The sequence below is a fragment of the Qipengyuania gelatinilytica genome (assembly GCF_019711315.1).
Classification (GTDB): Bacteria; Pseudomonadota; Alphaproteobacteria; order Sphingomonadales; family Sphingomonadaceae; genus Qipengyuania; species Qipengyuania gelatinilytica.
This window is the reverse complement of record NZ_CP081294.1, coordinates 1017147-1039591: the sequence shown is the minus strand read 5'-3', so window position 1 is coordinate 1039591 and position 22445 is coordinate 1017147. Positions and strand designations below refer to the sequence as shown.

31 protein-coding genes and 1 tRNA gene are annotated in these 22445 nt (G+C 62.0%); 10 read left to right on the top strand and 22 right to left on the bottom strand.

Features of this window, described 5'->3' with window-relative positions; genetic code table 11:
* Window positions 1-4: 4 nt before the first annotated feature.
* Both virB11 and K3136_RS05235 read left to right on the top strand, forming a co-directional pair.
* Window positions 5-1030, top strand: coding sequence for a P-type DNA transfer ATPase VirB11 (gene virB11, locus K3136_RS05240; RefSeq protein ID WP_221431834.1), 1026 nt, complete (start codon window positions 5-7; stop codon window positions 1028-1030).
* 211 nt (window positions 1031-1241) lie between these two features.
* Entirely contained in the window at window positions 1242-4166 is a 2925-nt protein-coding gene (locus K3136_RS05235) for a TonB-dependent receptor (RefSeq protein WP_247711441.1), read from the top strand.
* Between the two features lie 57 nt (window positions 4167-4223).
* Here K3136_RS05235 and K3136_RS05230 read toward each other — a convergent pair whose 3' ends face one another.
* On the bottom strand, window positions 4224-4961 hold the full coding sequence (locus tag K3136_RS05230; RefSeq protein WP_221431833.1) for a queuosine precursor transporter: 738 nt from the start codon (window positions 4959-4961) through the stop codon (window positions 4224-4226).
* Window positions 4962-5021: 60 nt separating this feature from the next.
* On the opposite strand from K3136_RS05230, the gene K3136_RS05225 reads away from it, so the two are divergent.
* A tRNA-Arg gene (locus tag K3136_RS05225) sits at window positions 5022-5098 on the top strand.
* Window positions 5099-5293: 195 nt separating this feature from the next.
* Here the strand turns inward: K3136_RS05225 and K3136_RS05220 are convergent.
* From K3136_RS05220 to leuC, 8 genes are all read right to left on the bottom strand, one after another.
* Complete coding sequence (locus K3136_RS05220; RefSeq protein ID WP_221431832.1) at window positions 5294-6076, bottom strand: NUDIX hydrolase; 783 nt, start codon at window positions 6074-6076, stop codon at window positions 5294-5296.
* Window positions 6077-6364: 288 nt separating this feature from the next.
* Window positions 6365-6697 (bottom strand): Grx4 family monothiol glutaredoxin, encoded by a 333-nt coding sequence (grxD, locus tag K3136_RS05215; RefSeq protein ID WP_221431831.1) that lies wholly within the window; start codon window positions 6695-6697, stop codon window positions 6365-6367.
* Between the two features lie 38 nt (window positions 6698-6735).
* Window positions 6736-6969 carry a BolA/IbaG family iron-sulfur metabolism protein gene (locus tag K3136_RS05210; RefSeq protein WP_221431830.1) on the bottom strand — a complete coding sequence of 78 codons (234 nt, stop codon included), beginning with the start codon at window positions 6967-6969 and terminating at the stop codon, window positions 6736-6738.
* Window positions 6970-6973: 4 nt separating this feature from the next.
* Window positions 6974-7300, bottom strand: coding sequence for a DUF1476 domain-containing protein (locus K3136_RS05205; RefSeq protein WP_221431829.1), 327 nt, complete (start codon window positions 7298-7300; stop codon window positions 6974-6976).
* A gap of 74 nt (window positions 7301-7374) precedes the next feature.
* Window positions 7375-8373 (bottom strand): NADPH:quinone oxidoreductase family protein, encoded by a 999-nt coding sequence (locus K3136_RS05200; RefSeq protein WP_221431828.1) that lies wholly within the window; start codon window positions 8371-8373, stop codon window positions 7375-7377.
* Window positions 8370-8981, bottom strand: a complete 612-nt coding sequence (leuD, locus tag K3136_RS05195) for a 3-isopropylmalate dehydratase small subunit (protein ID WP_221431827.1) — start codon at window positions 8979-8981, stop codon at window positions 8370-8372. Before leuD ends, K3136_RS05200 begins: the two co-directional genes overlap by 4 nt.
* The gene (locus K3136_RS05190; protein WP_221431826.1) at window positions 8981-9139 is read right to left on the bottom strand and encodes an isopropylmalate isomerase; all 159 of its coding nucleotides are present in this window, start codon (window positions 9137-9139) and stop codon (window positions 8981-8983) included. The genes leuD and K3136_RS05190 overlap by 1 nt, the downstream gene beginning before the upstream one ends.
* Window positions 9140-9178: 39 nt before the next feature.
* Complete coding sequence (leuC, locus tag K3136_RS05185; protein ID WP_221431825.1) at window positions 9179-10615, bottom strand: 3-isopropylmalate dehydratase large subunit; 1437 nt, start codon at window positions 10613-10615, stop codon at window positions 9179-9181.
* An 89-nt stretch (window positions 10616-10704) separates the two neighbouring features.
* Between leuC and K3136_RS05180 the strand changes: the two genes are divergently transcribed.
* Together K3136_RS05180 and K3136_RS05175 are read left to right on the top strand one after the other, a co-directional pair.
* The gene (locus K3136_RS05180; RefSeq protein ID WP_221431824.1) at window positions 10705-11127 is read left to right on the top strand and encodes an acyl-CoA thioesterase; all 423 of its coding nucleotides are present in this window, start codon (window positions 10705-10707) and stop codon (window positions 11125-11127) included.
* A 42-nt stretch (window positions 11128-11169) separates the two neighbouring features.
* Window positions 11170-11688, top strand: coding sequence for a sterol desaturase family protein (locus tag K3136_RS05175; protein ID WP_221431823.1), 519 nt, complete (start codon window positions 11170-11172; stop codon window positions 11686-11688).
* Window positions 11689-11724: 36 nt separating this feature from the next.
* Here the strand turns inward: K3136_RS05175 and K3136_RS05170 are convergent, their stop codons facing one another.
* Window positions 11725-11883, bottom strand: coding sequence for a YqaE/Pmp3 family membrane protein (locus K3136_RS05170; protein ID WP_221431822.1), 159 nt, complete (start codon window positions 11881-11883; stop codon window positions 11725-11727).
* A gap of 150 nt (window positions 11884-12033) precedes the next feature.
* On the opposite strand from K3136_RS05170, the gene K3136_RS05165 reads away from it, so the two are divergent.
* Window positions 12034-13992 carry a TIR domain-containing protein gene (locus K3136_RS05165; protein ID WP_221431821.1) on the top strand — a complete coding sequence of 653 codons (1959 nt, stop codon included), beginning with the start codon at window positions 12034-12036 and terminating at the stop codon, window positions 13990-13992.
* 3 nt (window positions 13993-13995) lie between these two features.
* Here the strand turns inward: K3136_RS05165 and K3136_RS05160 are convergent, their stop codons facing one another.
* From K3136_RS05160 to K3136_RS05105, 12 genes are all read right to left on the bottom strand, one after another.
* Window positions 13996-14343 carry a YbaN family protein gene (locus tag K3136_RS05160; RefSeq protein WP_221431820.1) on the bottom strand — a complete coding sequence of 116 codons (348 nt, stop codon included), beginning with the start codon at window positions 14341-14343 and terminating at the stop codon, window positions 13996-13998.
* Between the two features lies 1 nt (window position 14344).
* A complete protein-coding gene (locus tag K3136_RS05155) occupies window positions 14345-14752 on the bottom strand; it encodes a SufE family protein (RefSeq protein WP_221431819.1) in 408 nt (135 codons plus the stop codon).
* A 42-nt stretch (window positions 14753-14794) separates the two neighbouring features.
* Window positions 14795-14971 (bottom strand): hypothetical protein, encoded by a 177-nt coding sequence (locus K3136_RS05150; RefSeq protein ID WP_221431818.1) that lies wholly within the window; start codon window positions 14969-14971, stop codon window positions 14795-14797.
* Window positions 14968-15204, bottom strand: a complete 237-nt coding sequence (locus tag K3136_RS05145) for a hypothetical protein (RefSeq protein ID WP_221431817.1) — start codon at window positions 15202-15204, stop codon at window positions 14968-14970. Before K3136_RS05145 ends, K3136_RS05150 begins: the two co-directional genes overlap by 4 nt.
* A gap of 33 nt (window positions 15205-15237) precedes the next feature.
* A complete protein-coding gene (locus tag K3136_RS05140; RefSeq protein WP_221431816.1) occupies window positions 15238-15534 on the bottom strand; it encodes a hypothetical protein in 297 nt (98 codons plus the stop codon).
* A complete protein-coding gene (locus tag K3136_RS05135; protein ID WP_221431815.1) occupies window positions 15531-15836 on the bottom strand; it encodes a hypothetical protein in 306 nt (101 codons plus the stop codon). The genes K3136_RS05140 and K3136_RS05135 overlap by 4 nt, the downstream gene beginning before the upstream one ends.
* Complete coding sequence (locus tag K3136_RS05130; protein WP_221432223.1) at window positions 15836-16144, bottom strand: hypothetical protein; 309 nt, start codon at window positions 16142-16144, stop codon at window positions 15836-15838. The genes K3136_RS05135 and K3136_RS05130 overlap by 1 nt, the downstream gene beginning before the upstream one ends.
* Window positions 16144-16458: a hypothetical protein gene (locus K3136_RS05125; protein WP_247711440.1), complete on the bottom strand. Its 315-nt coding sequence runs from the start codon at window positions 16456-16458 to the stop codon at window positions 16144-16146. The genes K3136_RS05130 and K3136_RS05125 overlap by 1 nt, the downstream gene beginning before the upstream one ends.
* Window positions 16459-16482: 24 nt before the next feature.
* Entirely contained in the window at window positions 16483-16860 is a 378-nt protein-coding gene (pspC, locus tag K3136_RS05120; RefSeq protein ID WP_221431814.1) for an envelope stress response membrane protein PspC, read from the bottom strand.
* Window positions 16857-17153 (bottom strand): envelope stress response membrane protein PspB, encoded by a 297-nt coding sequence (pspB, locus tag K3136_RS05115; RefSeq protein WP_221431813.1) that lies wholly within the window; start codon window positions 17151-17153, stop codon window positions 16857-16859. Before pspB ends, pspC begins: the two co-directional genes overlap by 4 nt.
* Before the next feature lie 3 nt (window positions 17154-17156).
* Complete coding sequence (gene pspA, locus K3136_RS05110) at window positions 17157-17951, bottom strand: phage shock protein PspA (RefSeq protein WP_221431812.1); 795 nt, start codon at window positions 17949-17951, stop codon at window positions 17157-17159.
* A 98-nt stretch (window positions 17952-18049) separates the two neighbouring features.
* The gene (locus K3136_RS05105; protein WP_221431811.1) at window positions 18050-18202 is read right to left on the bottom strand and encodes a hypothetical protein; all 153 of its coding nucleotides are present in this window, start codon (window positions 18200-18202) and stop codon (window positions 18050-18052) included.
* A gap of 156 nt (window positions 18203-18358) precedes the next feature.
* Here K3136_RS05105 and pspF point away from each other — a divergent pair, with 156 nt between their 5' ends.
* The 4 genes from pspF (at window position 18359) to K3136_RS05085 (ending at window position 22428) form a co-directional block, all read left to right on the top strand.
* A complete protein-coding gene (gene pspF, locus K3136_RS05100; RefSeq protein WP_221431810.1) occupies window positions 18359-19384 on the top strand; it encodes a phage shock protein operon transcriptional activator in 1026 nt (341 codons plus the stop codon).
* Between the two features lie 137 nt (window positions 19385-19521).
* Complete coding sequence (rimP, locus tag K3136_RS05095) at window positions 19522-20079, top strand: ribosome maturation protein RimP (protein WP_221431809.1); 558 nt, start codon at window positions 19522-19524, stop codon at window positions 20077-20079.
* Window positions 20079-21719, top strand: coding sequence for a transcription termination factor NusA (nusA, locus tag K3136_RS05090; protein WP_221431808.1), 1641 nt, complete (start codon window positions 20079-20081; stop codon window positions 21717-21719). Before rimP ends, nusA begins: the two co-directional genes overlap by 1 nt.
* On the top strand, window positions 21700-22428 hold the full coding sequence (locus K3136_RS05085; RefSeq protein WP_221431807.1) for a DUF448 domain-containing protein: 729 nt from the start codon (window positions 21700-21702) through the stop codon (window positions 22426-22428). Before nusA ends, K3136_RS05085 begins: the two co-directional genes overlap by 20 nt.
* Window positions 22429-22445: the final 17 nt, after the last annotated feature.

The window sequence follows — 22445 nt, the reverse complement described above, 5'->3', positions numbered from 1 at the left end:
CGAGGTGAGCGCCGACATCCATCCTTTCCTGCCGGACGACCATCCGGAAGAGGATGCGCCCAATGTCGACCTGCAGGGCGAGCGCAGCGTCTACCTCGAAGCCTATCTGAAGCCCTTCGCCGAATGGCTCGGCCGTGACACCGTCACGGAAATCTTGGTCAACCGGCCGGGCGAGATATGGGTCGAAGATGCGGCTGCGGGCGGAATGCAGAAGGTGCTGCGCCCGGAAATCGACGATCGCCTGATCCAGCGCCTTGCCGAGCAGGTCGCCCGGGTCAGCCACCAGGGGATCAATCGTGAGCACCCCTTGCTCGGCGCGACGCTTCCCGATGGTGCCCGTATCCAGTTTTGCGGCCCGCCGGCCGCGCGCAAGCACTGGGCCATGGCGATCCGCCGTCACCGCCGCCTCGACCTGCCGCTCGATGCGTATGACTCCGGCCCGCTATCGAAGGCGGAGCAGGGCGCCATGCCCGATCCGCAGGCCGAACCTGTGGCCTTCCTGCGCGAAGCCATCAGGCAGCGCAAAACGATCCTCGTCTCCGGCGGCACCAGCACCGGCAAGACGACGTTCCTCAACGCCATGCTCGGCGAGATCCCGCGTCACGAACGCGTGGTGCTGGTCGAGGATACGCCCGAGTTGAAACTGCCGGGCGAAAACGGCGTCGGCCTGGTGGCGGTGAAGGGTGAGCTGGGCGAAGCCAAGGTCACTGCCAACGAATTGCTGCAGGCGGCGCTGCGCCTGCGTCCCGACCGCATCGTCCTGGGCGAACTGCGCGGCGCGGAGAGCGTGTCCTTCCTGCGCGCGATCAACACCGGTCATCCGGGCAGCTTCTCCACCATCCACGCCAACTCGCTGAGTGGCGCTCTCGAGCAGCTTTCGCTCATGGTCATGCAGACCGGCATCGGACTGACGCGCAGCGATACGATCGCTTACGCCGCCAGCGTGATCGACGTGGTGGTGCAATTGAACCGCGATTCGAGCGGCAAACGCGGCATTTCGCAAATCGCCCAGAGTTCCGACCTCCTCTGAGGCTTTCCCTCTCGCCGTAACGTCACCCTCCGGCTGGTCCGCCATGCCGTAGCGTCAATTGCATTTCATGAAATTGCTGCGCTGCAACAAGAAAACCCAAATCCACTACTTCACGCAAGAATACTGCGCAAAAACTTGCGTGCATACGATTGTATGATAGCCTGCACGGCAGGTCTCCTGAGAGAAGACCAAAGGGATGAGGAGAGGGTTTATGAGGATCAGGGCTACCCTGATGGCCGGAATCTGTGCCAGCGCATTCGCAGTTCCCGCATATGCACAAGATGTCACCGGCGATAACGAAGAGACCGTTATCGTCGAAGAAGAGACAATTGTCGGCGACGAAGTCGTCGACGAACGCATCATTATCGTGACCGCACAGCGCCAGGCGCAGAGCCTGCAGGAAGTGCCGATCGCGGTGAGCGCTTTCGATAGCGAAGCGCTGGAAGCGCAGCAGATCGAAAACGCCAGCGATCTTCAGCTGACGTTGCCCAACGTCTCCTTCACCAAGTCTAACTTCACTTCGTCGAGCTTCACCATCCGAGGCATCGGCGACCTTTGCGTGGGCGTCTCGTGCGACAGTGCGACGGCAATCCACCTCAATTCTGCACCCTTGTTCAACACCCGCCTGTTCGAAACCGAGTATTTCGATCTCGAACGCGTGGAGGTCCTGCGTGGCCCGCAAGGCACTCTGTTCGGGCGCAACGCGACCTCGGGCGTGGTGAACGTCGTTACCGCGAAGCCCGATCTTTCGGGCTTTAGCGCTTCGGCCGATTTCGAATACGGCAATTACAATTCGCTCAAGGCGAAGGCCATGGTCAACCTGCCGATCGGTGAATCGATCGGCCTGCGCGTGGCTGGCTTCTGGCTGGACCGTGACGGCTATACCGACAACCTGTACGACGGGAACGACCTCGACGACCGCGAAATGTACGCGGTGCGCGGTTCGCTCCGCTTCGAGCCGGGTCCGGATACCACGATCGACCTCATGGGGTATTACTTCGAGGAAGACGACAACCGCATGCGTATCCAGAAGCAGCTGTGTCAGCGCGACCCCACGGGCGTGCTCGGCTGCCTCAACAACCGCCTCGATTTCGACAAGACCAATTCGAACTCGACCTTCACCGGTACGCTGGGTTCATCCGAATTCCTGGCCATCAACGGCATTCCGGCGACCTTCGGCCTGAACAGCCTTTACGGCCCGGATGCCTACGCCAATTTCGTCGAGCCGGCCGACTTCCGGACGGTGAATACCCAGTTCACCCCGGAATACTACGCCGACGAACTGCAGTTGCAGGCCCATATCGAGCATAGCTTCGGCGATATCCAGCTGGGCATCACCGGCACCTATCAGGAAACCAGTGTCGACTCGCGCCAGGACTACAACAACGGCGTGGGTGAGATCCCGAATGCTGCAGTGGCCTTCGGCACGCTGAACACCTTCGCCAACCCGCTCGCGGTCGGACCGGTGGTTGCATCCTACTTCCAGCCGATCGTCGATGCCCTGTTCGACGGCAACAACCTCTGCGTATCGGACACCAGCCTCGACAATACCGGTGCATACGAAGGGGCACGCGTCTGTACGCCGAACGGCACGCAGTTCGACCGCTCGAACCAGGATAATAGGAGCTACTCGGTCGAAGCGATTATTTCTTCCGACTTCGACGGTCCGGTCAACTTCCTCGTCGGCGGTATCTACGCCAACTCGGAGGTGATGGAGAACAGCTACTACGTGAACGCCTTCGCGATCGATTACATCGCCGGTGTGCTGGGCTCGTTCACCTCGCTGGGTGCGGGTCTCGAGCCGTCCTATCTCGCGACGTCGTTCTTCCGCAACAACACGCGTGATTTCGAGCTGGAGAGCTATGGCATCTTCGGTGAAGTCTATTTCGACATTACCGATCGCCTGAAGTTCACCGGCGGCCTGCGCTACAATGACGACAGCAAGTCGATCACCGCGCGTTCGACGCTGGCAAGCTTCCTCAATCCTTACAGCAACAATGGCGATCCCTTCGACTCGCCGTTTGTCGGAAGCTTCGATGCCGACCCGGGCACTGCTGGCAACCAGCTTGTCCAGGAACGTGCGGTAAGCTTCAACGAGATCACGGGCCGTGCGGTCATCGATTACGAGATCTCTCCCGACAACCATGTCTACGTGTCCTATTCGCGCGGCTACAAGTCGGGCGGTATCAACCCGCCGCTGCAGCCCATCTTCGAGGTTTCGGACAGCTTCGGTTCGGAAAGCATCGATGCTTTCGAAATCGGTTCGAAGAACTCGTTCCTCGACGGGAACCTGCAGTTCAACGCGACAGCGTTCTACTACAAGTACAAGGACCTGCAGCTCAGCCGCATCATCGCACGTACCTCGGTCAACGACACGATCGATGCGAACATCTGGGGCCTGGAATTCGAGACGATCATCCGTCCCGACTACAACTGGCTGGTCAACATGAACCTGTCGTTCCTCAATGCAGAGGTTGCCGGCGACCAGTTCTTCTCGAACCCGCGTGACCCCGGTGGCGGCGATCCCGATGCCGTGATCATCAAGGACATCACGAACGGTGCCCTTTGTGCCGTGACCGGGGCCGGGGCCAATGCCTTCGTGGCTGCAGTCAACGGTGGGCTCGGCCTTCAGGGCCCCTCGGCCTTCCCGAGCGACGGCGGTATCGCCTCGAACGGCGCCTTCAGCATCTGTAGCGTCCTCGACGCTCAGGCTACTGCGATCGGCGGCCTCTTCGGCGGCGTCGAGGTCCTCAGCCCCGGTGTCGAGGTCAACCTGAAGGGCAACAAGCTGCCTCAGGCACCGGAAATGAAGGCATCGGCAGGTGTCCAGTACACGGCTGAATTCGATAACGGCATGACGCTGGTTCCGCGTTTCGACATCGCGTTCACCGGCGAACAGTACGGTAACGTGTTCAACGGCCGGGTGAACCGGATCGCACCCTTCGTGCAGGCGAATGCCCAGATCCAGCTGAACGGTTCCGAACAGAACTGGTATGTTCGTGCCTTCGTGCAGAACATCTTCAATTCCGACTCGGTAACCGGTCTCTACGTGACCGACGCCAGCTCGGGCCTGTTCACCAACGTCTTCACGCTCGATCCGCGCCGCTACGGTGTGGCCATCGGCGCGAAATTCTAAACCCCTCGGTCTTCAACAAGGGGAAATTGGGGCGGCCCTTCGCGGGTCGCCCCTTTTTTATGTCCTGCTCGTGGACGATGCGAAGGGCGAGAAGTCGGTCTGCGTGTCGAAGATATCGACACCTTCCGCCTGCTTGAGCTTGTTGACAACGAGATAGGTGAAGGGCGTCAGCAGCGCTTCCCACGCGGTCTTGATGAGCCACTGCGACAGCACCACCTGCCAGAGCAGTTCGACCGGCCAGCCCGCAAGGCCCCAGAAGGCGAGCGGGTAGAAGATCAGGCTGTCGAGACCCTGGCCGACGACGGTAGACCCGATGGTGCGCATCCAGAGGTGCCGCCCCTCGGTCCAGACCTTCATCTTGGCAAGGACATAGCTGTTGGCAAATTCGCCTGCCCAGAAGGCGACCATCGAGGCTAGGACGATACGCCAGCTGTTCCCGAACACGAACTCGTAGGATTCCTGCCCCGGCCAGCCTTCTGCCGGTGGCAGTTGCACGACCACCCAGGCCATGAAGGCCATGAACAGGAGCGCGGCAAAACCGGTCCAGATGACCCGTCTCGCGCGGGCATAGCCATAAACCTCGGTCAGGATGTCGCCGATGATGTAGCTCACCGGGAAGAACAGGACGCCCGCACCGAATGACCACTGCCCGATCATCGGGAGGTTCACATAGCTGGGCTTCGACGCACCGATCAGGTTGGACAGCAGCAGGATCGTGACGAAGGCCGCCATCACCAGATCGTAATAGCGAAAGCGCGGTGCAGTCTCGGGCGTTGCGAGCTCGGTCTTTTCCATAGCGCGCTGCCTATTGCCGATTGGCGCATTGGCAAAGCCACGTTATGGCGTCCACGGCGCGCGCCCGTAGCTCATCTGGATAGAGCGCGAGACTTCTAATCTTGAGGCAGCAGGTTCGAGTCCTGCCGGGCGCGCCAGCCCGTCCCAAGGCGGGGTGGCGGGCGCCGATGGCTCGAACCTAGTTCGGAATCGGAGCAGCGCAGCTGCGGAGATGACGTAGCCGCATAGCGGCGGAGTAGTCCTGCCGGGCGCGCCAGTTTTCACGCCCTATCGCTCCGCTACTTGAGGGTGGTTTTCGTCCTGCCGCTTCGCTGCTTTAGGGCGGGTTGGGCCTAGCCGCGCGCGACCGTATCGAGCGGTTCGCCGGTCACAGGGTAGCCAAGGTCCTCGCCGATCTCGAGCCAGCTCTTGCCTTCGCGTTCGCCCATGTAAGGGGTGATCGTGCGCACGGGGATGCGGTCGGCCTGTTCCTTTGCCGCATTGAAATCCTCGAAGAGTGCAAGCCGTTCGAGGTTGCGGCGCGTGGGGAAAATGACCTTGATCTCGCCGCGCTCGGCCGCATCCAGCGCGCCTTGCGCGGTCGTCCAGAACAGGTGTGTGTTCTCCGACAGGTCTGCCTCGATCTCGACGGCACCCGTCCCGAGGTCGGCGATGTAGAAGCGCGTATCGTAGACGCGCGGAATGCGCTCGTTCTTCGGATACCAGCGAGCGAAAGGTGTCAGCTGGTCAAGGTCGAGCGTCCAGTCGAAATGGTCGAGCACGCTGGCGAGATCGCCCGTCTCGAGAAGATAGGCCCGGGCAGCGCGTGCGCGATCGGCATCGATATCGCCCGAGAGGCCGATGACGAGGCCAGTTTCCTCAAGCGTCTCCCTGACTACGGCAATCTGGTGGGCTGCCTCGTCCGGTTCGAGCGGTCCGCCCATCATGGCACCAAGCTCGAAATCGGCGGGATCGACCCGTCCCCCGGGGAAAACGGCCATTCCGCCGGCGAAGACCATTTCGCGCGAACGGATGGTCATAAGAATCTCGGGCGGACCGTCTTCCGCCCCCTTGCGAAAGATGACTACGGTTGCTGCGGGGATGCCTTCGGGAGAGGCGTCAGGGTTGATGCTCATGCCTGACTGTGTGCCGATGTCTGGCGGGATTGCCAAGCCGCGAAGGTTAATACGACCCGTCGGAAATTTTGACACTCGGGCGATACCGCAATTCGGCGTTAACTATCGTTCTGCCTGAAAGTCTTCGGGAAAAGGTTTTTGGCACGCACCATGCATAGAATGCCGTGTCCCAATGGTCTTCGAGAGGCGGACCGTCCCGGTCTCCTGTGTCCGCCTCCCCGAACGAACAAAAAGGCCCGCCCGGCAGTCCCCCGGGCGGGCCTTTCCCGTTTCTGGTCAGGTGAGGCTTCAGCCTTCGGCCTTGGCAACCTGCTTTTCTTCCATGAGCTGCTGCAGTTCGCCGGCCTCGAACATCTCCATCATGATGTCGCTGCCGCCGAGGAATTCGCCCTTTACGTAAAGCTGGGGAATCGTCGGCCAGTCGGAATAGGCCTTGATTCCCTGGCGGATTTCCATGTCCTGCAGCACGTCGACGCTGTCGTAGGCGACGCCGCAATGGTCGAGAATGGCCACCGCACGGCTGGAGAAGCCGCACTGCGGGAAGAGCGGGGTGCCCTTCATGAAGAGAACGACGTCGTTGTCTTTGACGATGTCGGAGATGCGCGAGTTTACGTCGGACATGGGAGCCCTGCCTTTGAATTAGCGAAAATGTCTGGCTGTCAGTTGGGTGCTTGGGTCGTCAGTTGCAAGGCGTGGAGTTCGCCGCCCATGCGCTCACCCAGCGCATCATATACCAGCTTGTGCTGGGCGACGCGGGTCTTGCCCGCGAATTGCGGAGCAGTGACCTTGGCCGCCCAGTGATCGTTATCGCCTGCAAGATCGCGCATTTCGACGACCGCGCCCGGAAGCGCGGCCTCGATCAGAGCGACGATGTCTTCGGCTGGCATCGGCATGGGATTACTTCTGGTCGCTCATGAACTGGCGGCGCGCTTCGACCGAGCATTCTTCCAGCTTGGCGCGAATGTCTGCTTCGCTGACATCGCATTCGGCCGCGGTCAGGTCGCCCAGAAGCTTGCGGATGACGTCTTCATCACCGGCTTCCTCGAAATCGGCCTGCACGACCGCTTTCTTGTATGCGTCGGTTTCCTCTTCGGTCAGGCCCATGAGGCCTGCAGCCCATTCGCCAAGCAGGCGATTGCGGCGGGCCGCAATCTTGAATTCGGTTTCCTGGTCGAAAGCGAACTTGGTTTCTTCGCCGCGTTCACGATCCTTGAAGTCGGTCATGTCTTTCCCCTTGGGTATGTCTTGCCTTGCCGAATAGGCATCGCATCACAAGGCGGCAAGGGTGTGACGGTCGATTAATCCATCGTCACGACGAGTTTTCCGATCGCCCCGCGGTTTTCCAGCTTGGCAATCGCTTCATGTGCCCGTTCGATCGGATAGGTCTCGCTGACCAGCGGGTTGATCTTGCCCGCCTTCCAGAGGTCGAAGAGTTCGGCGATATTGGCGTTGTTGCGCTCCGGCTCGCGCGCGGTGAATGCGCCCCAGAAGACGCCGCGAATGTCGCAGCTCTTCAGCAGCGTCAGGTTGAGCGGCATCTTGGCGATCCCGGCCGGGAAGCCGATCACGAGAAAGCGGCCTTCCCACGCAATCGAGCGCAGCGCAGGCTCGGAATAGTCACCACCCACGATATCGTAGACGATGTCGGCACCGTTCGGCCCGACGGCATCCTTGAATGCCTGCGCCAGCGCCTTGGACTGGTCCTTGTCGAAAGGCGCGCGGGGGTAGATCACCACCTCGTCGGCACCGGCCTTCCTCGCGACCTCGCCCTTTTCTTCCGTCGAGACTGCGGCAACCACGCGGCAGCCATAGGCCTTGGCGAGTTCGACGGCCGAGAGGCCAACGCCGCCAGCAGCGCCCAGCACGAGGACGGTCTCGCCCTCCTTGATGTCGCCTCGGTCCTTCAGCCCGTGGATGGTGGTGCCATAGGTCATGAGCAACGCCGATGCCTGCACCAGGTCGATGCCGTCCGGCACCTTGAACAGGCGCGCGGCGGCCACGGCCACCTTCTCCTGAAGCCCGCCATTGCCGACACCGCAGATGACCTTGTCGCCCACAGCAAACCCTTCGACGCCTTCGCCCAAGGCTTCGATCGTGCCGGAAATTTCACCACCCGGCGCAAAGGGGCGCGGGGGCTTGAACTGGTACATGTCCCGGATGATCAGCGTGTCGGGAAAGTTGATCGCGCAGGCTGCAACGTCGATCAGCACCTCGCCCTTGCCGGGGGTAGGGGCATCGATGTCCTCGACGACGAGGGTTTCGGGGCCGCCGGTCTCTTTCGACAGGACTGCTTTCATGCGGGCTCTCTCCGTTTATTGTGTGGCGCGTCGAGCCAGGGGAGGCTCGCGGCGCGGGTCTTTTCGTGTTGTGCAATCGAGGCATCGCGCTCCAGCGTCAGGCCGATTTCATCGAGGCCGTTGAGGAGGCAATGCTTGCGGAAGGGATCGACTTCGAAAGCGAAGCGATCCTGGAAGGGGGTGGTGACGACCTGGTTTTCAAGATCGATGGTGATCGGGTGATCCTTCGCTACCTCCAGCAGGCGGTCGACCTGTTCCTGCGGCAGTTCCACGGCAAGAATGCCGTTCTTGAAGGCGTTGCCCGAAAAGATGTCCGAGAAGCTGGGCGCAATCACCGCATCAAGGCCCATGTCCAGCATGGCCCACGCAGCATGCTCGCGGCTCGAACCGCAGCCGAAATTATCGCCCGCGATCAGGATCGGGGCGCCGGCGAAGTCTTCGACATCGAAGGGATTGCCGGGCGCCTGCCGGATCGTTTCGAATGCGCCTTTGCCAAGCCCTTCGCGGCTGACCGTCTTCAGCCAGTGCGCGGGGATGATGACGTCGGTGTCGATATTCTTGAGGCCCAGCGGAATCGCACGGCCCGAAATGGTCGACACCTGTTTCATCAATCGGTCTCCGGATTCTCGCCCGAGGGGATCGGCCCCGGCTGCTTGGGCTTGTTCTTCTTGTCACGGCGCTTGTTCGCATAGAGCAGCGCGGCGGCGATGGCGGCGGATCCGATCGCACCTGCGATGGCGGCCTTGCCTTTGGGGAGCTTTGTCATGCTCCCCTCATGGTATTTGCGGATGCGAAGGGCAAGGGTTCACTCGCCCATAAGCTTGCGTACGTCGGTGAGCCGACCCGTGACAGCGGCGGCGGCGGCCATCGCGGGACTGAGGAGATGGGTGCGCGATCCGGGGCCTTGCCGGCCGACAAAGTTGCGGTTGCTGGTCGAGGCGCAGCGTTCGCCGGGAGGGACCTTGTCGGGGTTCATCGCGAGACACGCCGAACAACCCGGCTCGCGCCATTCGAAGCCTGCCTCGGTAAAGATGCGGTCGAGCCCCTCTTCCTCGGCCTGTCGCTTGACGAGGCCCGAGCCGGGCACCGCGATGGCCCAGCGCACGTTCGCAGCTTTCTTGCGCCCCTGGAGTACGGCGGCGGCAGCGCGCAGATCCTCGATCCGGCTGTTGGTGCACGAACCGATGAAGATGTTCTCGACCTCGACGTCCTCCAGCGGCGTTCCCGGGGCGAGGCCCATGTAGTCGAGGCTCTTGCGGGCAGCTTCCTGCTTGGACGGATCGGAAAAGCTGTCGGGCGAGGGGACCACGCCCCCGATGGCGACGACATCTTCGGGGCTTGTGCCCCAGCTGACCGTCGGTTCGACATCCGCGGCGTCGATGACGACAGACTTGTCGAAGCTTGCGCCATCGTCGGTGGCGAGCGAGCGCCACCATTCGACCGCGTCGTCCCACGCCTGGCCTGTCGGCGCGTAGGGGCGGCCCTTGAGATATTCGAATACCGTGTCGTCCGGAGCGATGAGCCCGGCACGTGCGCCACCTTCGATGCTCATGTTGCAAACGGTCAGGCGGCCTTCGACGCTCATCTTTTTGAACACGGGTCCGCGGTATTCGATGACGTAGCCTGTGCCGCCGGCAGTACCGATGACACCGATGATGTGGAGGATGAGGTCCTTGGGCGTCACGCCGGGGCCGAGTTCGCCCTCGACGCGGACTTCCATGGTCTTGCTCGGCCTCAGCAGCAGCGTTTGGGTGGCGAGGACGTGTTCGACCTCGCTCGTGCCGATCCCGAAAGCCAGCGCGCCCACGCCGCCATGGGCCGCAGTGTGGCTGTCGCCGCAGACGATGGTCGTGCCGGGAAGCGAGAAGCCCTGTTCAGGCCCGACTACGTGGACGATGCCCTGCTCGGCTGCGAAAGCATCGATATAGTCGATCCCGAAGGCCGGCGCGTTCGCTTCGAGCGCGGCCAGCTGCGCGGCGCTCTGCTTGTCCGCGATCGGGAGGCGCGTGCCATCGGGCGCGGTGCGAGGCGTGGTCGGCAGGTTGTGATCGGGAACTGCCAGCGTCAGGTCGGGCCGGCGGACCGTCCGGCCGGCGAGGCGCAGGGCCTCGAATGCCTGAGGGCTGGTGACTTCGTGAACCAGGTGCCGGTCGATATAGATCAGGCAGGTGCCATCGTCCTGCCGCTCGACCACATGGGCGTCCCAGATCTTTTCGTAGAGTGTGCGCGGTTTGCTCGCCATGTGCGTGGTTTGGCCTCACTTTGGGACGGGCGCAAAAAGGCAAATCCAGAGTCTTCCAAACTTCATCTTTCTATGCTTTACTTACACTCATGTCAGCAAAGCCATTCTCCTTTCCGATCAAAGTCATCCCCGCAGATATCGATTTCATGGGGCACGTGAACAATGCGCGCTACCTGAACTGGGTGCAGGATACGGTGCTGGCGCACTGGCAGAAACTTGCGCCGGCAGAGGAAGTGGCGAGCAAGGCGTGGGTCGCGCTGAAGCACGAGATTACCTATCGCAAGCCCGCATTTCTGCATGACGATGTCATTGCCGAGACCGTGCTCGAAAGGATCAAGGGCGCGCGCAGCTTCTACAATACGGTGATTCGCCGCGGCGAGGATGTGCTGGCCGAAGTAAAGAGCATGTGGTGCTGCCTCGATGCAAAAAGCCATATGCCCGCGCGGATCAGCCGCGAGGTGGCACGCGATTACTTCGGGATCGATACGCGCAAGCCATCGCCCGACGCCTGATCAGGCTTTGCGCACCGGCTGCGCAGCGCCTATATTGTGACCATGGAAATCATCGCACCGATCCTGATTGTCCTTGCGACCGTCGCTGCCATGGAATGGGTGGCGTGGGCGAGCCACAAGTACATCATGCACGGTTTCGGCTGGGCGTGGCACCGCGATCACCACGAGCCGCATGACAATGTGCTGGAGAAAAACGATCTCTACGCGATCGTAGGTGCGGCGATGAGCATTTCGATGTTCGCGCTAGGCAGCGAATGGGTGCTCGGCGCGAATGCCTGGTGGCCTGCGACTTGGATCGGGCTCGGCATCCTGTTCTACGGCATCATCTACACGCTGGTGCACGACGGGCTGGTCCACCAGCGCTATTTCAAATGGGTGCCCAAGAAGGGCTATGCCAAGCGACTGGTGCAAGCTCACAAGCTCCACCACGCCACCATCGGCAAGGAAGGCGGCGTCAGCTTCGGCTTCGTTATCGCGCAGGATCCGGCGAGGCTGAAGGCCGAACTCAGGCGCCAGCGCGAAGCGGGCGAGGCCGTGGTACGCGAAAGCGCCGGAGCGTAGTCCGCCCCGGCGCTTCGATAATTCAGGCTGTAGATCCTACCTTGCGTAGTTCACGTAGAGACCATGGATCAGGCCGGGAATAAATCCGAGCAGGGTCAGGACGACATTCAGCAGGAAGGTGCCGCCCAAACCGTGCTTTGCGGCAACGCCGAGCGGGGGCAGCAGGATAGTGGCGATAAGAATGAGAATGGCCATTGGGTATTCCTTGTGTCTACCCTCCCGCCATCTGGAAAAGTAACGTGTTGGGATTATTGCGGTTCCTGAAATCCCGCAGATTTCCCGAATTTCTCGCGTCGAAACGAATGAAAGTGGACATGCGTCGAAATACTGGCAGAATTGCCGGTCATGGGGGACATCTTCCTTTCCTATGCCCGAGCCGACCGTGAAAGTGCGGAGCGGCTGGCTGCCGAGCTCGAGGCTTCGGGATATTCGGTCTGGTGGGACCGCCACATCGATGGCGGCTCGGAATTTGCTGCCGAGATCGAGCACCGGCTGGAAGAAGCGCAGGTCGTCCTCGTTCTCTGGTCGAAAGATGGTGTCACGTCCCGCTGGGTGCGCGACGAGGCCGTAATAGGCCTCGAAGCAGGAAAGCTGGTGGCGACCAGTATCGACGGCACACCTCCGCCTATCGGTTTCAAGCAGATCCACGCCATCGACATGACCGACCAGAATGGCCATGGCGATCTCTTGCGTGCGCTGGGACATCGGCTGGGCAGTCTTCCTGCCGCGTCGAGTGCAGATCAGGCCGCGCCTTCGCGCAGTCTCGTCGGTATCTTCGCTGCATTCGGCGCAGTCCTCCTTCTCGCAGGCCTCGGAGCGTGGTGGTTCGCCGGCGGTTCCTCCGATTCTGCCGAAGAAGTGACGGAAGACGAACTCACTTCGGTCGCCGTCCTGCCATTCCGGTCGCTCTCGCAGGACGAAGAAGACCGATACTTCGCCGAAGGCGTAGCCAAGGAAATTCTCAACCGGCTGGGGGCTCTTTCGGAACTACGTGTGACGGCCCGTACGGCCAGCTTCCGCTTTGCCGACACCGATCAGCCGGCCAATTCGGTCGGCGAGACACTCGGGGTGGAATATTTCGTCGAGGGGACGGTGCGGCGAAGCGGAGAGGATTGGCGGGTAACCGCGCAGCTCGTCCGCGCCGAAGATGGCAGCCAGCTCTGGAGCGACACATACGACGTCACCGGCTCCGACATCCTTCGCGTCCAGTCGGAAATCGCCGAGCGCGCGGCCGAGGCGCTTGGGGTGCTGCTCGACGACGAAAAACGCGAGCGCATGGGCGAGGCGGGCATCGACAATCCCGAAGCCTATGCGCTGTTCGCGCGTGGCCTCGAATTGTTCGGCACAGAACACAATCGCGGCGCGACTTACGAGAATTTGGCAGAGGCCAATTCCTATTTCGACCGTGCCTTCGAACTCGAACCGCGTTTCTGGAACGCGCAGCTTGCGGCCATCGACCGCTACAGCCACCTCCTGACCGATCACAGCATCGGCTTCCCCGTCGGCGGCCCCGAAGTGGCCGAGGAGGCGCGCCTCGAGATACAGCGCCGCCTGTCGGAAGCGCGACAGCATGCGCCGCGCTCGGCCTACCCGACGATCGACCAGCAGGCGATCCAGTATTCCAATGATTGGTCCAATGCGCGGGAGGTCGTGAAGCGCATGCTGACGGAGGACCAGAGCTGTGCCGTATCGACCAGCTATAACGACTGGCTGGTCATAAGGCTGGGGCTGATGGAAGAGTATATCGACTACTCCAGGCGCCTCCAGCGCTGCGACCCCTTTTCGAGCAAGACCCCGTTGGCGGCTATCCTTCTCTACATGGACCGCGCGGACGAAGCGCTGGAAGTCATAGAGGCTTCGGGTGACCGGTCGGAGGCAATGCTGCGCATCCATGTCCTCGCGCTGATCGCGGCTGACCGGATCGAGGAGGCGCGCGAGGTTCTCGGCCGGATGGATCCACAGGCCTATTATCACGGCCAGGCCCTGACCTGGATCTTGGCGGCGGAAGGGGACCGCGAGGGTTTGCAGGCGCAGCTGGACAGCTACGAGCGGCTGGGCGCTCCGGATGTGGCGAAACTCCACGTTGCGACGTTGATGGGCAATCGCGAACTGGCCAACAGCTATGCCGCGAAGATCGATGCGCGGCCCGCCGGGCCGATCTGGTTCGCCAATAGCGGGATTGTCACCTGCCATTGCGGCAACGGCTTCGATCTCGATGTCACGCCAAGGTTCAAGGCTCGCCTTGTCGAAGCAGGCGCTTCGCTCGACCTGCCGTCACCTGTCGACTGGCCTCTGCAGAAATAGGCGCTACTCGTTGCGCGTCGCAATCCAGCTGCCCGCGATGACAAGGATTGCCAGCGACACCCAGTACCACGGGTGTCCCAGCGTGAAATAGGTCACCACCGCGCCCGTTGCCATGGCGCCGATCGCCATCGTCTTTGCCCTGCGGCTGATCGCTCGCCGTTCGCGCCAGTCGAGGACTTGCGGCCCCCAGTGCGGGTGGTCGAGGATCTTCTGTTCCAGCTCGGGGCTCGACCGGGCGAAGAAATAGACCGCGAGCAACAGGAAGGGGACCGTCGGCATGATCGGCAGGAATGCCCCGATCGCTCCGAGAGCTACCGCAATATAGCCAAGGATGCGGTAGATCGTGCGCATGTCAGCCCGCCGCGATCCGCGCAGCGTGCTCCTGTACCAGCGCGATCATGTTGGGCACGCCCTGTGTGCGGTTGCTCGACAGCTGGTTCTTCAGGTCGAAGGGGGCGAGGGCGGCGTGAATGTCCATATCGGCGACCTCGCTAGCAGGACGATCCTGAACGGCGGAAATCACGAGCGCCACGATGCCCTTGGTGATCGCTGCATTGCTGTCGGCGAGGAAGTGAAGCTTGCCCGCATCGCCGGTGGGATAGACCCACACGCTCGCCGAACAGCCGCGCACCAGAGTGGCATCGGTTTTCAACGCGTCCGGCATCTCGTCCAGCTCGCGCCCGAGTTCGATAAGGAGGCGATAACGCTCGTCACCTTCGAGGAACTCGTACTCTTCTTCGATATCGGAAAGGGATCGCATGGCGGCAGCCTCTAGCCTGCAAGCGCGCATGCGTCCATCATCTCAGCCCATCAGGCCGCCCGGGCGGGTAAAGGCATAGTAGATCACGTATATCCAGCTGATGAAGCCGTGAAAGATGGCCCACAGGATCGACTGGTTCTGGGTCCAGGAGATCGCGATCGCAAGCGCGCTGCCGATCCCGATGCCAACCTTGGCGACTTCGCCGCCCCGCTGGATCACAGGTCCACTCCGCTGGCGATAGCCTCGAGCTTCTTGATGCGCTCTTTCAGGTCGGCGAGTTCGATACGGGCCGCGCCCATCGACGAACCTTCTTCTGCCCGCGGGCCGTGATGCCCTTCGAGCTCGCTACGCTTGAGTTCCAGCCAGCCCTGCCAGCCGCGCAGCATCGCCGCTGCGACAATGACGAGACCGGTCAGGCCGGCTGCCGCGATAATCAATGTAGGTTCGAACATTTCCCCATGTCCTCCTTGAACCAGTGCCTCTTCCTATTCGCCTTGGCCGGGCTGCTTGTCGCGCAGCGCTTCGATCTCGGCGGAAATTCTCTTCGTTTCCTGCGCATCGAGCGAATTGCCATCGGTGGCGATCCTCTCGAGCACCTTGATGCGTTCGCGCAGGTCCTCGATTTCTTGCTCGGTCTCGCCATCGCGCGGGGCATTGGCGAAACTCTCGTTGCCGCGCTCATCCATTATGATGCCGCGCTCTGCCCGGTGGCGGGCCTTGAACATCTGGACCATGCCCCACACCACGATGGCGACGACTGCGACGATGGCCCATCCGCTCATGAAGCAGTCTCCCGCTTGTCTTCGACCGCATCCAGCGCGCGCAATTCGTCGATCTGCGCAGCGAGTGCATGGTTGCTGTCGGTGGCGATGCGTTCGAGCACGCGGACGCGCTCCTCCATCTTGCTATAGTCGCCATTGCCGAAGCGGGCCTGGTCAGCCTTTGCCTGCTCGACCTGCGCCTCGAGTTCGAGCTTGCGCTCGTCGGTGCGGATCTGGCTGCGGTGGATCAGGATACCCGTCATCATGGCAAGGCTCACGATGGTGAGGATAAACCCGAAGATCAGGGTCAGGTCGGGGTCCATCAGTTTGCCTCCGACTTGTCACGCAGGCGATCGATCTCGCTGGTGAGGTGGTAGCCGCTGTCGGTCACGATGCGCTCGACATTGCCCATGCGATCCTTCAGCGAACCGAGTTCGGCGCGAAGTTCGGCGTTTTCCTGGGTGAGTAGCTTGACCCGTTCGACCGCTTGGTCGTTCTTCGGATAAATCGCCTTGCCCCAGCTGTTCTCCAGCGGATAGCCATTCTTCATCTTCATCCAGTTCGAGAGAAGATAGCCGCCCGTCATAATCGCCACGCCGGCGATGATCGCTGTTTCGGTAACGAATTCCATCATGCTCTCTCCGAATTCTTGATGTCGAGCGGGACGCCCGCTCCCTGTTCCTCCACCCGGCGCTCGTCGCGCAGGGCCTCGATCTGGGTGGCCACGTCGTAGCCCTTGTCGGTGACGATGCGCTCGAGCACGCGGACGCGGTCTTCGAGCTTCGAGACATTGCTGGCGTATTGCGCTGCCTTTTCGGCGGTCACATCGGCCTGCTTGTCCATCATCTTCGCCTGGTGCTTCGTCCAGATCGAGAACATGCCCGTTCCGAAAACCATCACGATGGCGACGATCGGGATCATTGCTCCAATTGCACCGGAATCCATGGTCTTTCCTCCCCTGTCCCTGGCTTACCGAAGCCGTTCGATTTCGGCGGTCAGGCGCGGGTTGTTGCTGACGTAGAAGGTCTCGACGTCGGCGAGGCGGCGGTCGATATCCTTCATCCGGCTACGGATCTCGCGAGCCGTGCGCTTCGGGTTCTGGCGCACGCCCTGCCAGTACTTCTGCTCGGCAGGCTCGGAATAGAGATGCGCGGGCTTCTTGTTCAGCAAGATGCCGGCCAGGAAGTAGAAGGGGATCGTCGATCCGCCGGTCATGAAGGTCAGGCCGAGGAAGCCGAGGCGAACCCAGAAGGCATCGACGCCGGTATAGTCCGCGATGCCCGAGCACACGCCCATCAGCTTCGCATTGGTCTTGTCGCGATAGAGGGTTGTACGGGGGGAGTTCACTTTGCTGCTCCTTTTTTCTCGGCGATCAGCTGTTCGAGTTCGCGCAGCTGCTGGTTGTCCTCTTCGCTGTCATGGACGAGGCGGGCGGGACGGAAATCGGGGTTGTCGGAAGCCACCAGGCGTTCAACGGTGTCCATGCGGTCATCGAGGCGCTTGGCGAGGTTGTAGAGCTCTTCGAGCAGGGCCTCGTCATCGGTGGTAATGGTGGCGGAAGTCTTCCACTTGGTGATGTAGTGGAGGATGATCCACGGCAGGGCGATGAAGATCGCTACGATTCCAAAAACGTCGTCCATGGGTCAGTCCTCCTTCTTGGCGCTGTCCTTGCCGAGCGCCTTTTTCATCTGTTCAAGTTCATCATCGATTGCGTCTGCGCCTTCGAGCGCGGCAATCTCGTCGGACAGGCTGGGCTGGCCCTTGCCTTCGATCGACAGCGCATCGGCGCGGCCTTCGGCGTAGTCGACGCGGCGTTCGAGCTGGTCGAAGCGGCTGAGTGCATCGTCGACGCGATCTTCGGTCATCAGGCTGCGCAGCTTGACGCGGTTCTCGGCGCTTTCGAGACGCGCCGCGATGGCGGTCTGGCGGCTGCGAGCTTCGCGCAGGCGGTTCTGCAGCTTGGCGATGTCCTTTTCGTATGCGCGCAGGGCATCGTCGAGCACCGTGATTTCCTGCTTGAGCTGGTCGGCCATGTCGCCGGCCTTCTTCTTCTCGACCAGGGCTGCACGGGCGAGGTCTTCACGGTCCTTCGACAGTGCGAGCGCTGCCTTTTCGCCCCAGTCGGTCTGGAGCCGTTCGAGCTTGACCGAGTGGCGGTGCATTTCCTTCTGGTCGGCAATGGTCCGTGCGGCGCTTGCGCGGACCTCGACCAGCGTTTCCTCCATTTCGAGGATGATCATGCGGATCATCTTCTGCGGATCGTCCGCCTGGTCGAGCATATCGTTGAAGTTGGCCGCGATAATGTCGCGGGTACGGCTGAAGATTCCCATCAAAGGTGCTCCACTGGAAAAAAACTGGGCAGTGCTGCGCTTGCCGTTGTCCTGCGTCGGAGTCGGTGAACGACGGAGCCGTTCTACCTCACTGTCGAGCCGGGACAAGCGTACGGTATTGGGGCGGGCCGAAGCGTTCTTGTGCGCAGTTTTGCGCGGGGGACTACCGGGGGTAGAACGCTCCGGCCCAAGAGGATCGAAATTGCTCACGCGATTTCCACATGCTGGATCGACGCCACCAGCGGCATCGGGGTGGTGACCGTGATCTGCGAGCTCAGGGCGACGAATGCCGTCATCATGGCGATGCTGGCGATTGCGGCCTTGCCGAGCTGGGTGCTGAAGAACTTGCGGTCGTACATGGTGTCCTCCCTGGACAAAAACTGTTGTTGTCCCATGTTCAGCAAGGGGTGTGCCAAACGCGAAAAGCGGGAGAAATCTGCGCCCCTGGAGTAAGCCGGTAAAAATCGATATGGCGGGGATTGCCAAGCCTTGGTGAAAATCCCTATATATTGGCCATGGAGCGGGAAAATCAGTATATCGGCCAGTCCGGCGCCTTTCTCGATGCGGTCGAGCGGACCAGTCGTGCGGCCCCCATGCGCAGGCCCGTCCTGGTCATCGGAGAGCGTGGTACCGGCAAGGAACTTATCGCCGAACGCCTCCACCGCCTGTCCACCCGGTGGGACGAGCCGTTGGTCACGATGAACTGCGCGGCGCTGCCCGAAACCCTGATCGAAGCCGAATTGTTCGGCCATGAGGCAGGGGCTTTCACCGGTGCTACCAAACAACGCGCCGGAAGGTTCGAGGAAGCCGACAAGGGCACTCTATTCCTCGACGAACTGGGTACTTTGTCGATGGGCGCACAAGAACGCCTGTTGCGTGCCGTCGAATATGGCGAGGTCACCCGCATCGGTTCCTCGCGCCCGATCAGGGTCGATGTGCGGATCGTGGCGGCTACGAATGAAGACCTGCCGGCCAAGGCGGCTCGCGGGGAGTTCAGGGCCGACCTTCTAGACCGGCTGAGCTTCGAGGTCATCACGCTTCCTCCCCTGCGCGTGCGCGAGGGTGACATCGAGGTGCTGGCCGACTATTTCGGACGCCGGATGGGCGCCGAACTTGGCTGGGAAGCCTGGCCCGGTTTTGCCAATCACGTCGCCGAAGAGCTCGAGAACCATCCCTGGCCGGGCAATGTGCGCGAGCTGCGCAATGTGGTCGAACGCGCGGTCTATCGCTGGGATGACTGGGAAAGGCCGATCGGCCATGTCCAGTTCGATCCCTTCGACAGCCCCTGGAAGCCGATCTCGCCCGCTCCGGCGAAACCTGCTACCAGCGAGGCGGGGCCACCTGCAGCGTCTGCTCCTGCGGCTGATCTCGACAATATCGACGATCTCAAAGCCGCCGTCGACGAACACGAGCGCACGATTATCGAGCATGCTCTGGGCAAGCACCGCTGGAACCAGCGCCAGACTGCCAAGGCTCTGGGCCTGAGCTACGACCAGCTACGCCACGCGATCAAGAAACACGGTTTGACCGACGACGACTGATCAGCGCTTGCTTTTCGCGGGACTCGCGCCTATCTCGCCACCCATCCCGACATTGTCGCGACACTGAAGGGGCTGGCGCCGCAAGGGGCCGGCACAAAACCCCGTTGTCGCGATCCATGTCCTGAAATGGAGTATGAATGGCTGATCTTGCACGCTTGAACGAAGTGATCGAACCCGAAGCAAAGGCGCTGGGTTTCGAGCTCGTGCGCGTGAAGATGGTGCCGTCGGAAGCCGGCGACGGCGGCGAAGCGCTCCAGATCATGGCTGAAGACCCGGCAACGGGCCAGCTGGTGATCGAACAGTGCGCCGCGCTCTCGCGCCGCGTGTCCGACCGGATCGACGAGCTGGAAGAGCAGGGCGAAGTCCTGATCGAAGGCGCCTATCACCTCGAAGTCAGCTCGCCGGGCATCGACCGTCCGCTTACCCGTGCCAAGGATTTCGAGAACTGGGCCGGCCACGAATCGAAGGTTTCGATGGCCAAGGGCTATGACGGCCAGCGCAATTACAAGGGCGAATTGAAGGGCCTCGAGGGTGACCTCGTGGTGATCGAAGACGCCAAGGCGGGCGAGGCGAAACTTCCCCGCGACCAGATTCACTCGGCAAAGCTCGTCTTGACCGACGCGCTTATTGCCGCCACCCAGCCGCTCGACACGAGCGGTGCCGACGACATCGAAGAAGAAAAGGCAGACGACTGATGGCCAGCGCCATTTCCGCCAACAAGGCTGAACTCCTCGCGATTGCTAACGCGGTCGCATCGGAAAAGATGATCGACAAGTCCATCGTGATCGAAGCGATGGAAGAGGCGATCCAGAAGTCCGCCCGCAACCGTTACGGCGCGGAGAACGACATCCGTGCAAAGCTCGACCCGCAGACCGGCGACCTTCGCCTGTGGCGTGTGGTCGAGGTGGTCGAGGAAGTCGAAGACTACTTCAAGCAGGTCGATCTCAAGCAGGCCCAGAAGCTGCAGGACGATGCGAAGATCGGCGACTTCATCGTCGACCCGCTGCCCCCTGTCGATCTCGGCCGTATCGACGCACAGTCGGCCAAGCAGGTCATCTTCCAGAAGGTCCGCGACGCCGAGCGTGAGCGCCAGTACGAAGAATTCAAGGACCGCGCAGGCGAAGTCATCACCGGCGTGATCAAGTCGGTCGAATTCGGCCACGTGATCGTGAACCTCGGCCGTGCCGAAGGCGTCATCCGCCGCGACCAGCAGATCCCGCGTGAAGCCGCCCGTGTCGGCGAGCGTGTCCGCGCGCTCATCACCAAGGTGGAGCGCAACAACCGCGGCCCGCAAATCTTCCTCAGCCGCGCACACCCCGATTTCATGCGCAAGCTGTTCGCGCAGGAAGTGCCCGAAATCTACGACGGCATCATCGAGATCAAGGCCGCCGCCCGCGACCCGGGCAGCCGCGCCAAGATCGGCGTTATCAGCCACGACAGCAGCATCGATCCCGTCGGTGCCTGCGTCGGCATGAAGGGCAGCCGCGTCCAGGCCGTCGTGCAGGAACTGCAGGGCGAGAAGATCGACATCATCCCCTGGTCGGATGACGGCGCGACCTTCATCGTGAACGCGCTCCAGCCGGCAACCGTCAGCCGCGTCGTTCTCGACGAGGAAGACGGCCGCATCGAAGTCGTCGTTCCCGACGACCAGCTGTCGCTCGCCATTGGTCGCCGCGGCCAGAACGTGCGTCTCGCCAGCCAGCTGACCGGCAACCAGATCGACATCATGACCGAGGAAGAAGCCTCGGAGAAGCGCCAGAAGGAATTCGCCGAGCGCTCGAAGATGTTCGAAGAGGAACTGGACGTCGACGAAACGCTCTCGCAGCTGCTCGTGGCCGAAGGCTTCGCCGATCTCGAGGAAGTCGCCTATGTCGAGCTGGAAGAGCTCGCCGGCATCGAAGGCTTCGACGAGGAATTGGGTGAAGAGCTCCAGAACCGCGCCAAGGAAGCGCTTGACCGCCAGGAAGCCGCGCATCGCGATGCACGCCGCGAACTGGGCGTCGAAGACGATCTGGCCGAACTGCCGCACCTGACCGAAGCGATGCTCGTCACGCTCGGCAAGGCCGGTCTCAAGACGCTCGACGACGTGGCCGATCTCGCCACCGACGAACTCATCGCCAAGCGCCGTGAGGCACCGCGCCGCCGCAACAACAATGCCGACGGCCCGCCGATGCGCCGCGATCGTCCGATGCGCGAGCAGGACAAGGGCGGCGTTCTTGGCGAATACGGGTTGAGCGAAGAGCAGGGCAACGAGATCATCATGGCTGCCCGCGCGCACTGGTTCGAAGACGAGCCTGACACTCAGGAGGCCGCCGATGCGGACTCCACACAATGAGCGCCTGAGCCCCGACATCGCTGAAGCCCCCAAGGCACGGAAAGCTTCCGAGCCCGAGAGGCGCTGCATCCTTACCGGGAAGACGGACTCGCGCGATGCGCTGGTCCGTCTTGCCGCGTCTCCTTCCGGACTGGTCCTGCCCGATGCGCAGGAAAAGGCACCGGGAAGGGGCGCATGGGTGTGTTCCTCGCGCACGGCCATCGAAGAGGCGCTTGCCAACGGTAAGCTGAAGGCCGGCCTATCGCGCGCCTTCAAGACGGGCGAGCTGGAGATTCCGGAAAATCTCCCCGAAAAGATCGAGGGCGCGCTGACCCGTGTATTTCTTGACCGGCTGGGTCTCGAAATGCGCGTCGGAGCCCTTATCTTGGGCACGCAGCGCATTGCCGAAACGGCACGGGCCGGCGGTGTAGCGCTGCTTCTCCACGCGAGCGACGCCAGCGAGGACGGGCGCAAGAAGCTCGACCAGGCCTGGCGCGTAGGGCGCGATGCGGAGGGTAGCGGCCAACGTGGCTGGACACTGCCACTGGACCGCGACGCTTTGTCTGTGGCATTGGGCCGCGACAATGTCGTCCACCTCGGTCTGACACACGATGCTTCGGCTGCGCGGGTTCTCAAACCCTTGATGCGGCTGGAGCATTACCTGGGACGCGATATCCCTGAGGAATTCGGGCGAGCCACTGCGCGCGCCGGTGACGATACGAACGATTGAACGAAGAGAAACGAGCT

What these genes read in the sequence shown, in the direction of transcription:
- K3136_RS05235 (WP_247711441.1), top strand. Translation starts at nt 1,242, where the DNA reads ATGAGGATCAGGGCTACCCTGATGGCCGGAATCTGTGCCAGCGCATTC.
- K3136_RS05230 (WP_221431833.1), bottom strand. Translation starts at nt 4,961, where the DNA reads ATGGAAAAGACCGAGCTCGCAACGCCCGAGACTGCACCGCGCTTTCGC.
- K3136_RS05220 (WP_221431832.1), bottom strand. Translation starts at nt 6,076, where the DNA reads ATGAGCATCAACCCTGACGCCTCTCCCGAAGGCATCCCCGCAGCAACC.
- grxD (WP_221431831.1), bottom strand. Translation starts at nt 6,697, where the DNA reads ATGTCCGACGTAAACTCGCGCATCTCCGACATCGTCAAAGACAACGAC.
- K3136_RS05210 (WP_221431830.1), bottom strand. Translation starts at nt 6,969, where the DNA reads ATGCCGATGCCAGCCGAAGACATCGTCGCTCTGATCGAGGCCGCGCTT.
- K3136_RS05205 (WP_221431829.1), bottom strand. Translation starts at nt 7,300, where the DNA reads ATGACCGACTTCAAGGATCGTGAACGCGGCGAAGAAACCAAGTTCGCT.
- K3136_RS05200 (WP_221431828.1), bottom strand. Translation starts at nt 8,373, where the DNA reads ATGAAAGCAGTCCTGTCGAAAGAGACCGGCGGCCCCGAAACCCTCGTC.
- leuD (WP_221431827.1), bottom strand. Translation starts at nt 8,981, where the DNA reads ATGAAACAGGTGTCGACCATTTCGGGCCGTGCGATTCCGCTGGGCCTC.
- K3136_RS05190 (WP_221431826.1), bottom strand. Translation starts at nt 9,139, where the DNA reads ATGACAAAGCTCCCCAAAGGCAAGGCCGCCATCGCAGGTGCGATCGGA.
- leuC (WP_221431825.1), bottom strand. Translation starts at nt 10,615, where the DNA reads ATGGCGAGCAAACCGCGCACACTCTACGAAAAGATCTGGGACGCCCAT.
- K3136_RS05180 (WP_221431824.1), top strand. Translation starts at nt 10,705, where the DNA reads ATGTCAGCAAAGCCATTCTCCTTTCCGATCAAAGTCATCCCCGCAGAT.
- K3136_RS05175 (WP_221431823.1), top strand. Translation starts at nt 11,170, where the DNA reads ATGGAAATCATCGCACCGATCCTGATTGTCCTTGCGACCGTCGCTGCC.
- K3136_RS05170 (WP_221431822.1), bottom strand. Translation starts at nt 11,883, where the DNA reads ATGGCCATTCTCATTCTTATCGCCACTATCCTGCTGCCCCCGCTCGGC.
- K3136_RS05165 (WP_221431821.1), top strand. Translation starts at nt 12,034, where the DNA reads ATGGGGGACATCTTCCTTTCCTATGCCCGAGCCGACCGTGAAAGTGCG.
- K3136_RS05160 (WP_221431820.1), bottom strand. Translation starts at nt 14,343, where the DNA reads ATGCGCACGATCTACCGCATCCTTGGCTATATTGCGGTAGCTCTCGGA.
- K3136_RS05155 (WP_221431819.1), bottom strand. Translation starts at nt 14,752, where the DNA reads ATGCGATCCCTTTCCGATATCGAAGAAGAGTACGAGTTCCTCGAAGGT.
- K3136_RS05145 (WP_221431817.1), bottom strand. Translation starts at nt 15,204, where the DNA reads ATGTTCGAACCTACATTGATTATCGCGGCAGCCGGCCTGACCGGTCTC.
- K3136_RS05140 (WP_221431816.1), bottom strand. Translation starts at nt 15,534, where the DNA reads ATGAGCGGATGGGCCATCGTCGCAGTCGTCGCCATCGTGGTGTGGGGC.
- K3136_RS05135 (WP_221431815.1), bottom strand. Translation starts at nt 15,836, where the DNA reads ATGGACCCCGACCTGACCCTGATCTTCGGGTTTATCCTCACCATCGTG.
- K3136_RS05130 (WP_221432223.1), bottom strand. Translation starts at nt 16,144, where the DNA reads ATGGAATTCGTTACCGAAACAGCGATCATCGCCGGCGTGGCGATTATG.
- K3136_RS05125 (WP_247711440.1), bottom strand. Translation starts at nt 16,458, where the DNA reads ATGGATTCCGGTGCAATTGGAGCAATGATCCCGATCGTCGCCATCGTG.
- pspB (WP_221431813.1), bottom strand. Translation starts at nt 17,153, where the DNA reads ATGGACGACGTTTTTGGAATCGTAGCGATCTTCATCGCCCTGCCGTGG.
- K3136_RS05105 (WP_221431811.1), bottom strand. Translation starts at nt 18,202, where the DNA reads ATGTACGACCGCAAGTTCTTCAGCACCCAGCTCGGCAAGGCCGCAATC.
- pspF (WP_221431810.1), top strand. Translation starts at nt 18,359, where the DNA reads ATGGAGCGGGAAAATCAGTATATCGGCCAGTCCGGCGCCTTTCTCGAT.
- rimP (WP_221431809.1), top strand. Translation starts at nt 19,522, where the DNA reads ATGGCTGATCTTGCACGCTTGAACGAAGTGATCGAACCCGAAGCAAAG.
- nusA (WP_221431808.1), top strand. Translation starts at nt 20,079, where the DNA reads ATGGCCAGCGCCATTTCCGCCAACAAGGCTGAACTCCTCGCGATTGCT.
- K3136_RS05085 (WP_221431807.1), top strand. Translation starts at nt 21,700, where the DNA reads ATGCGGACTCCACACAATGAGCGCCTGAGCCCCGACATCGCTGAAGCC.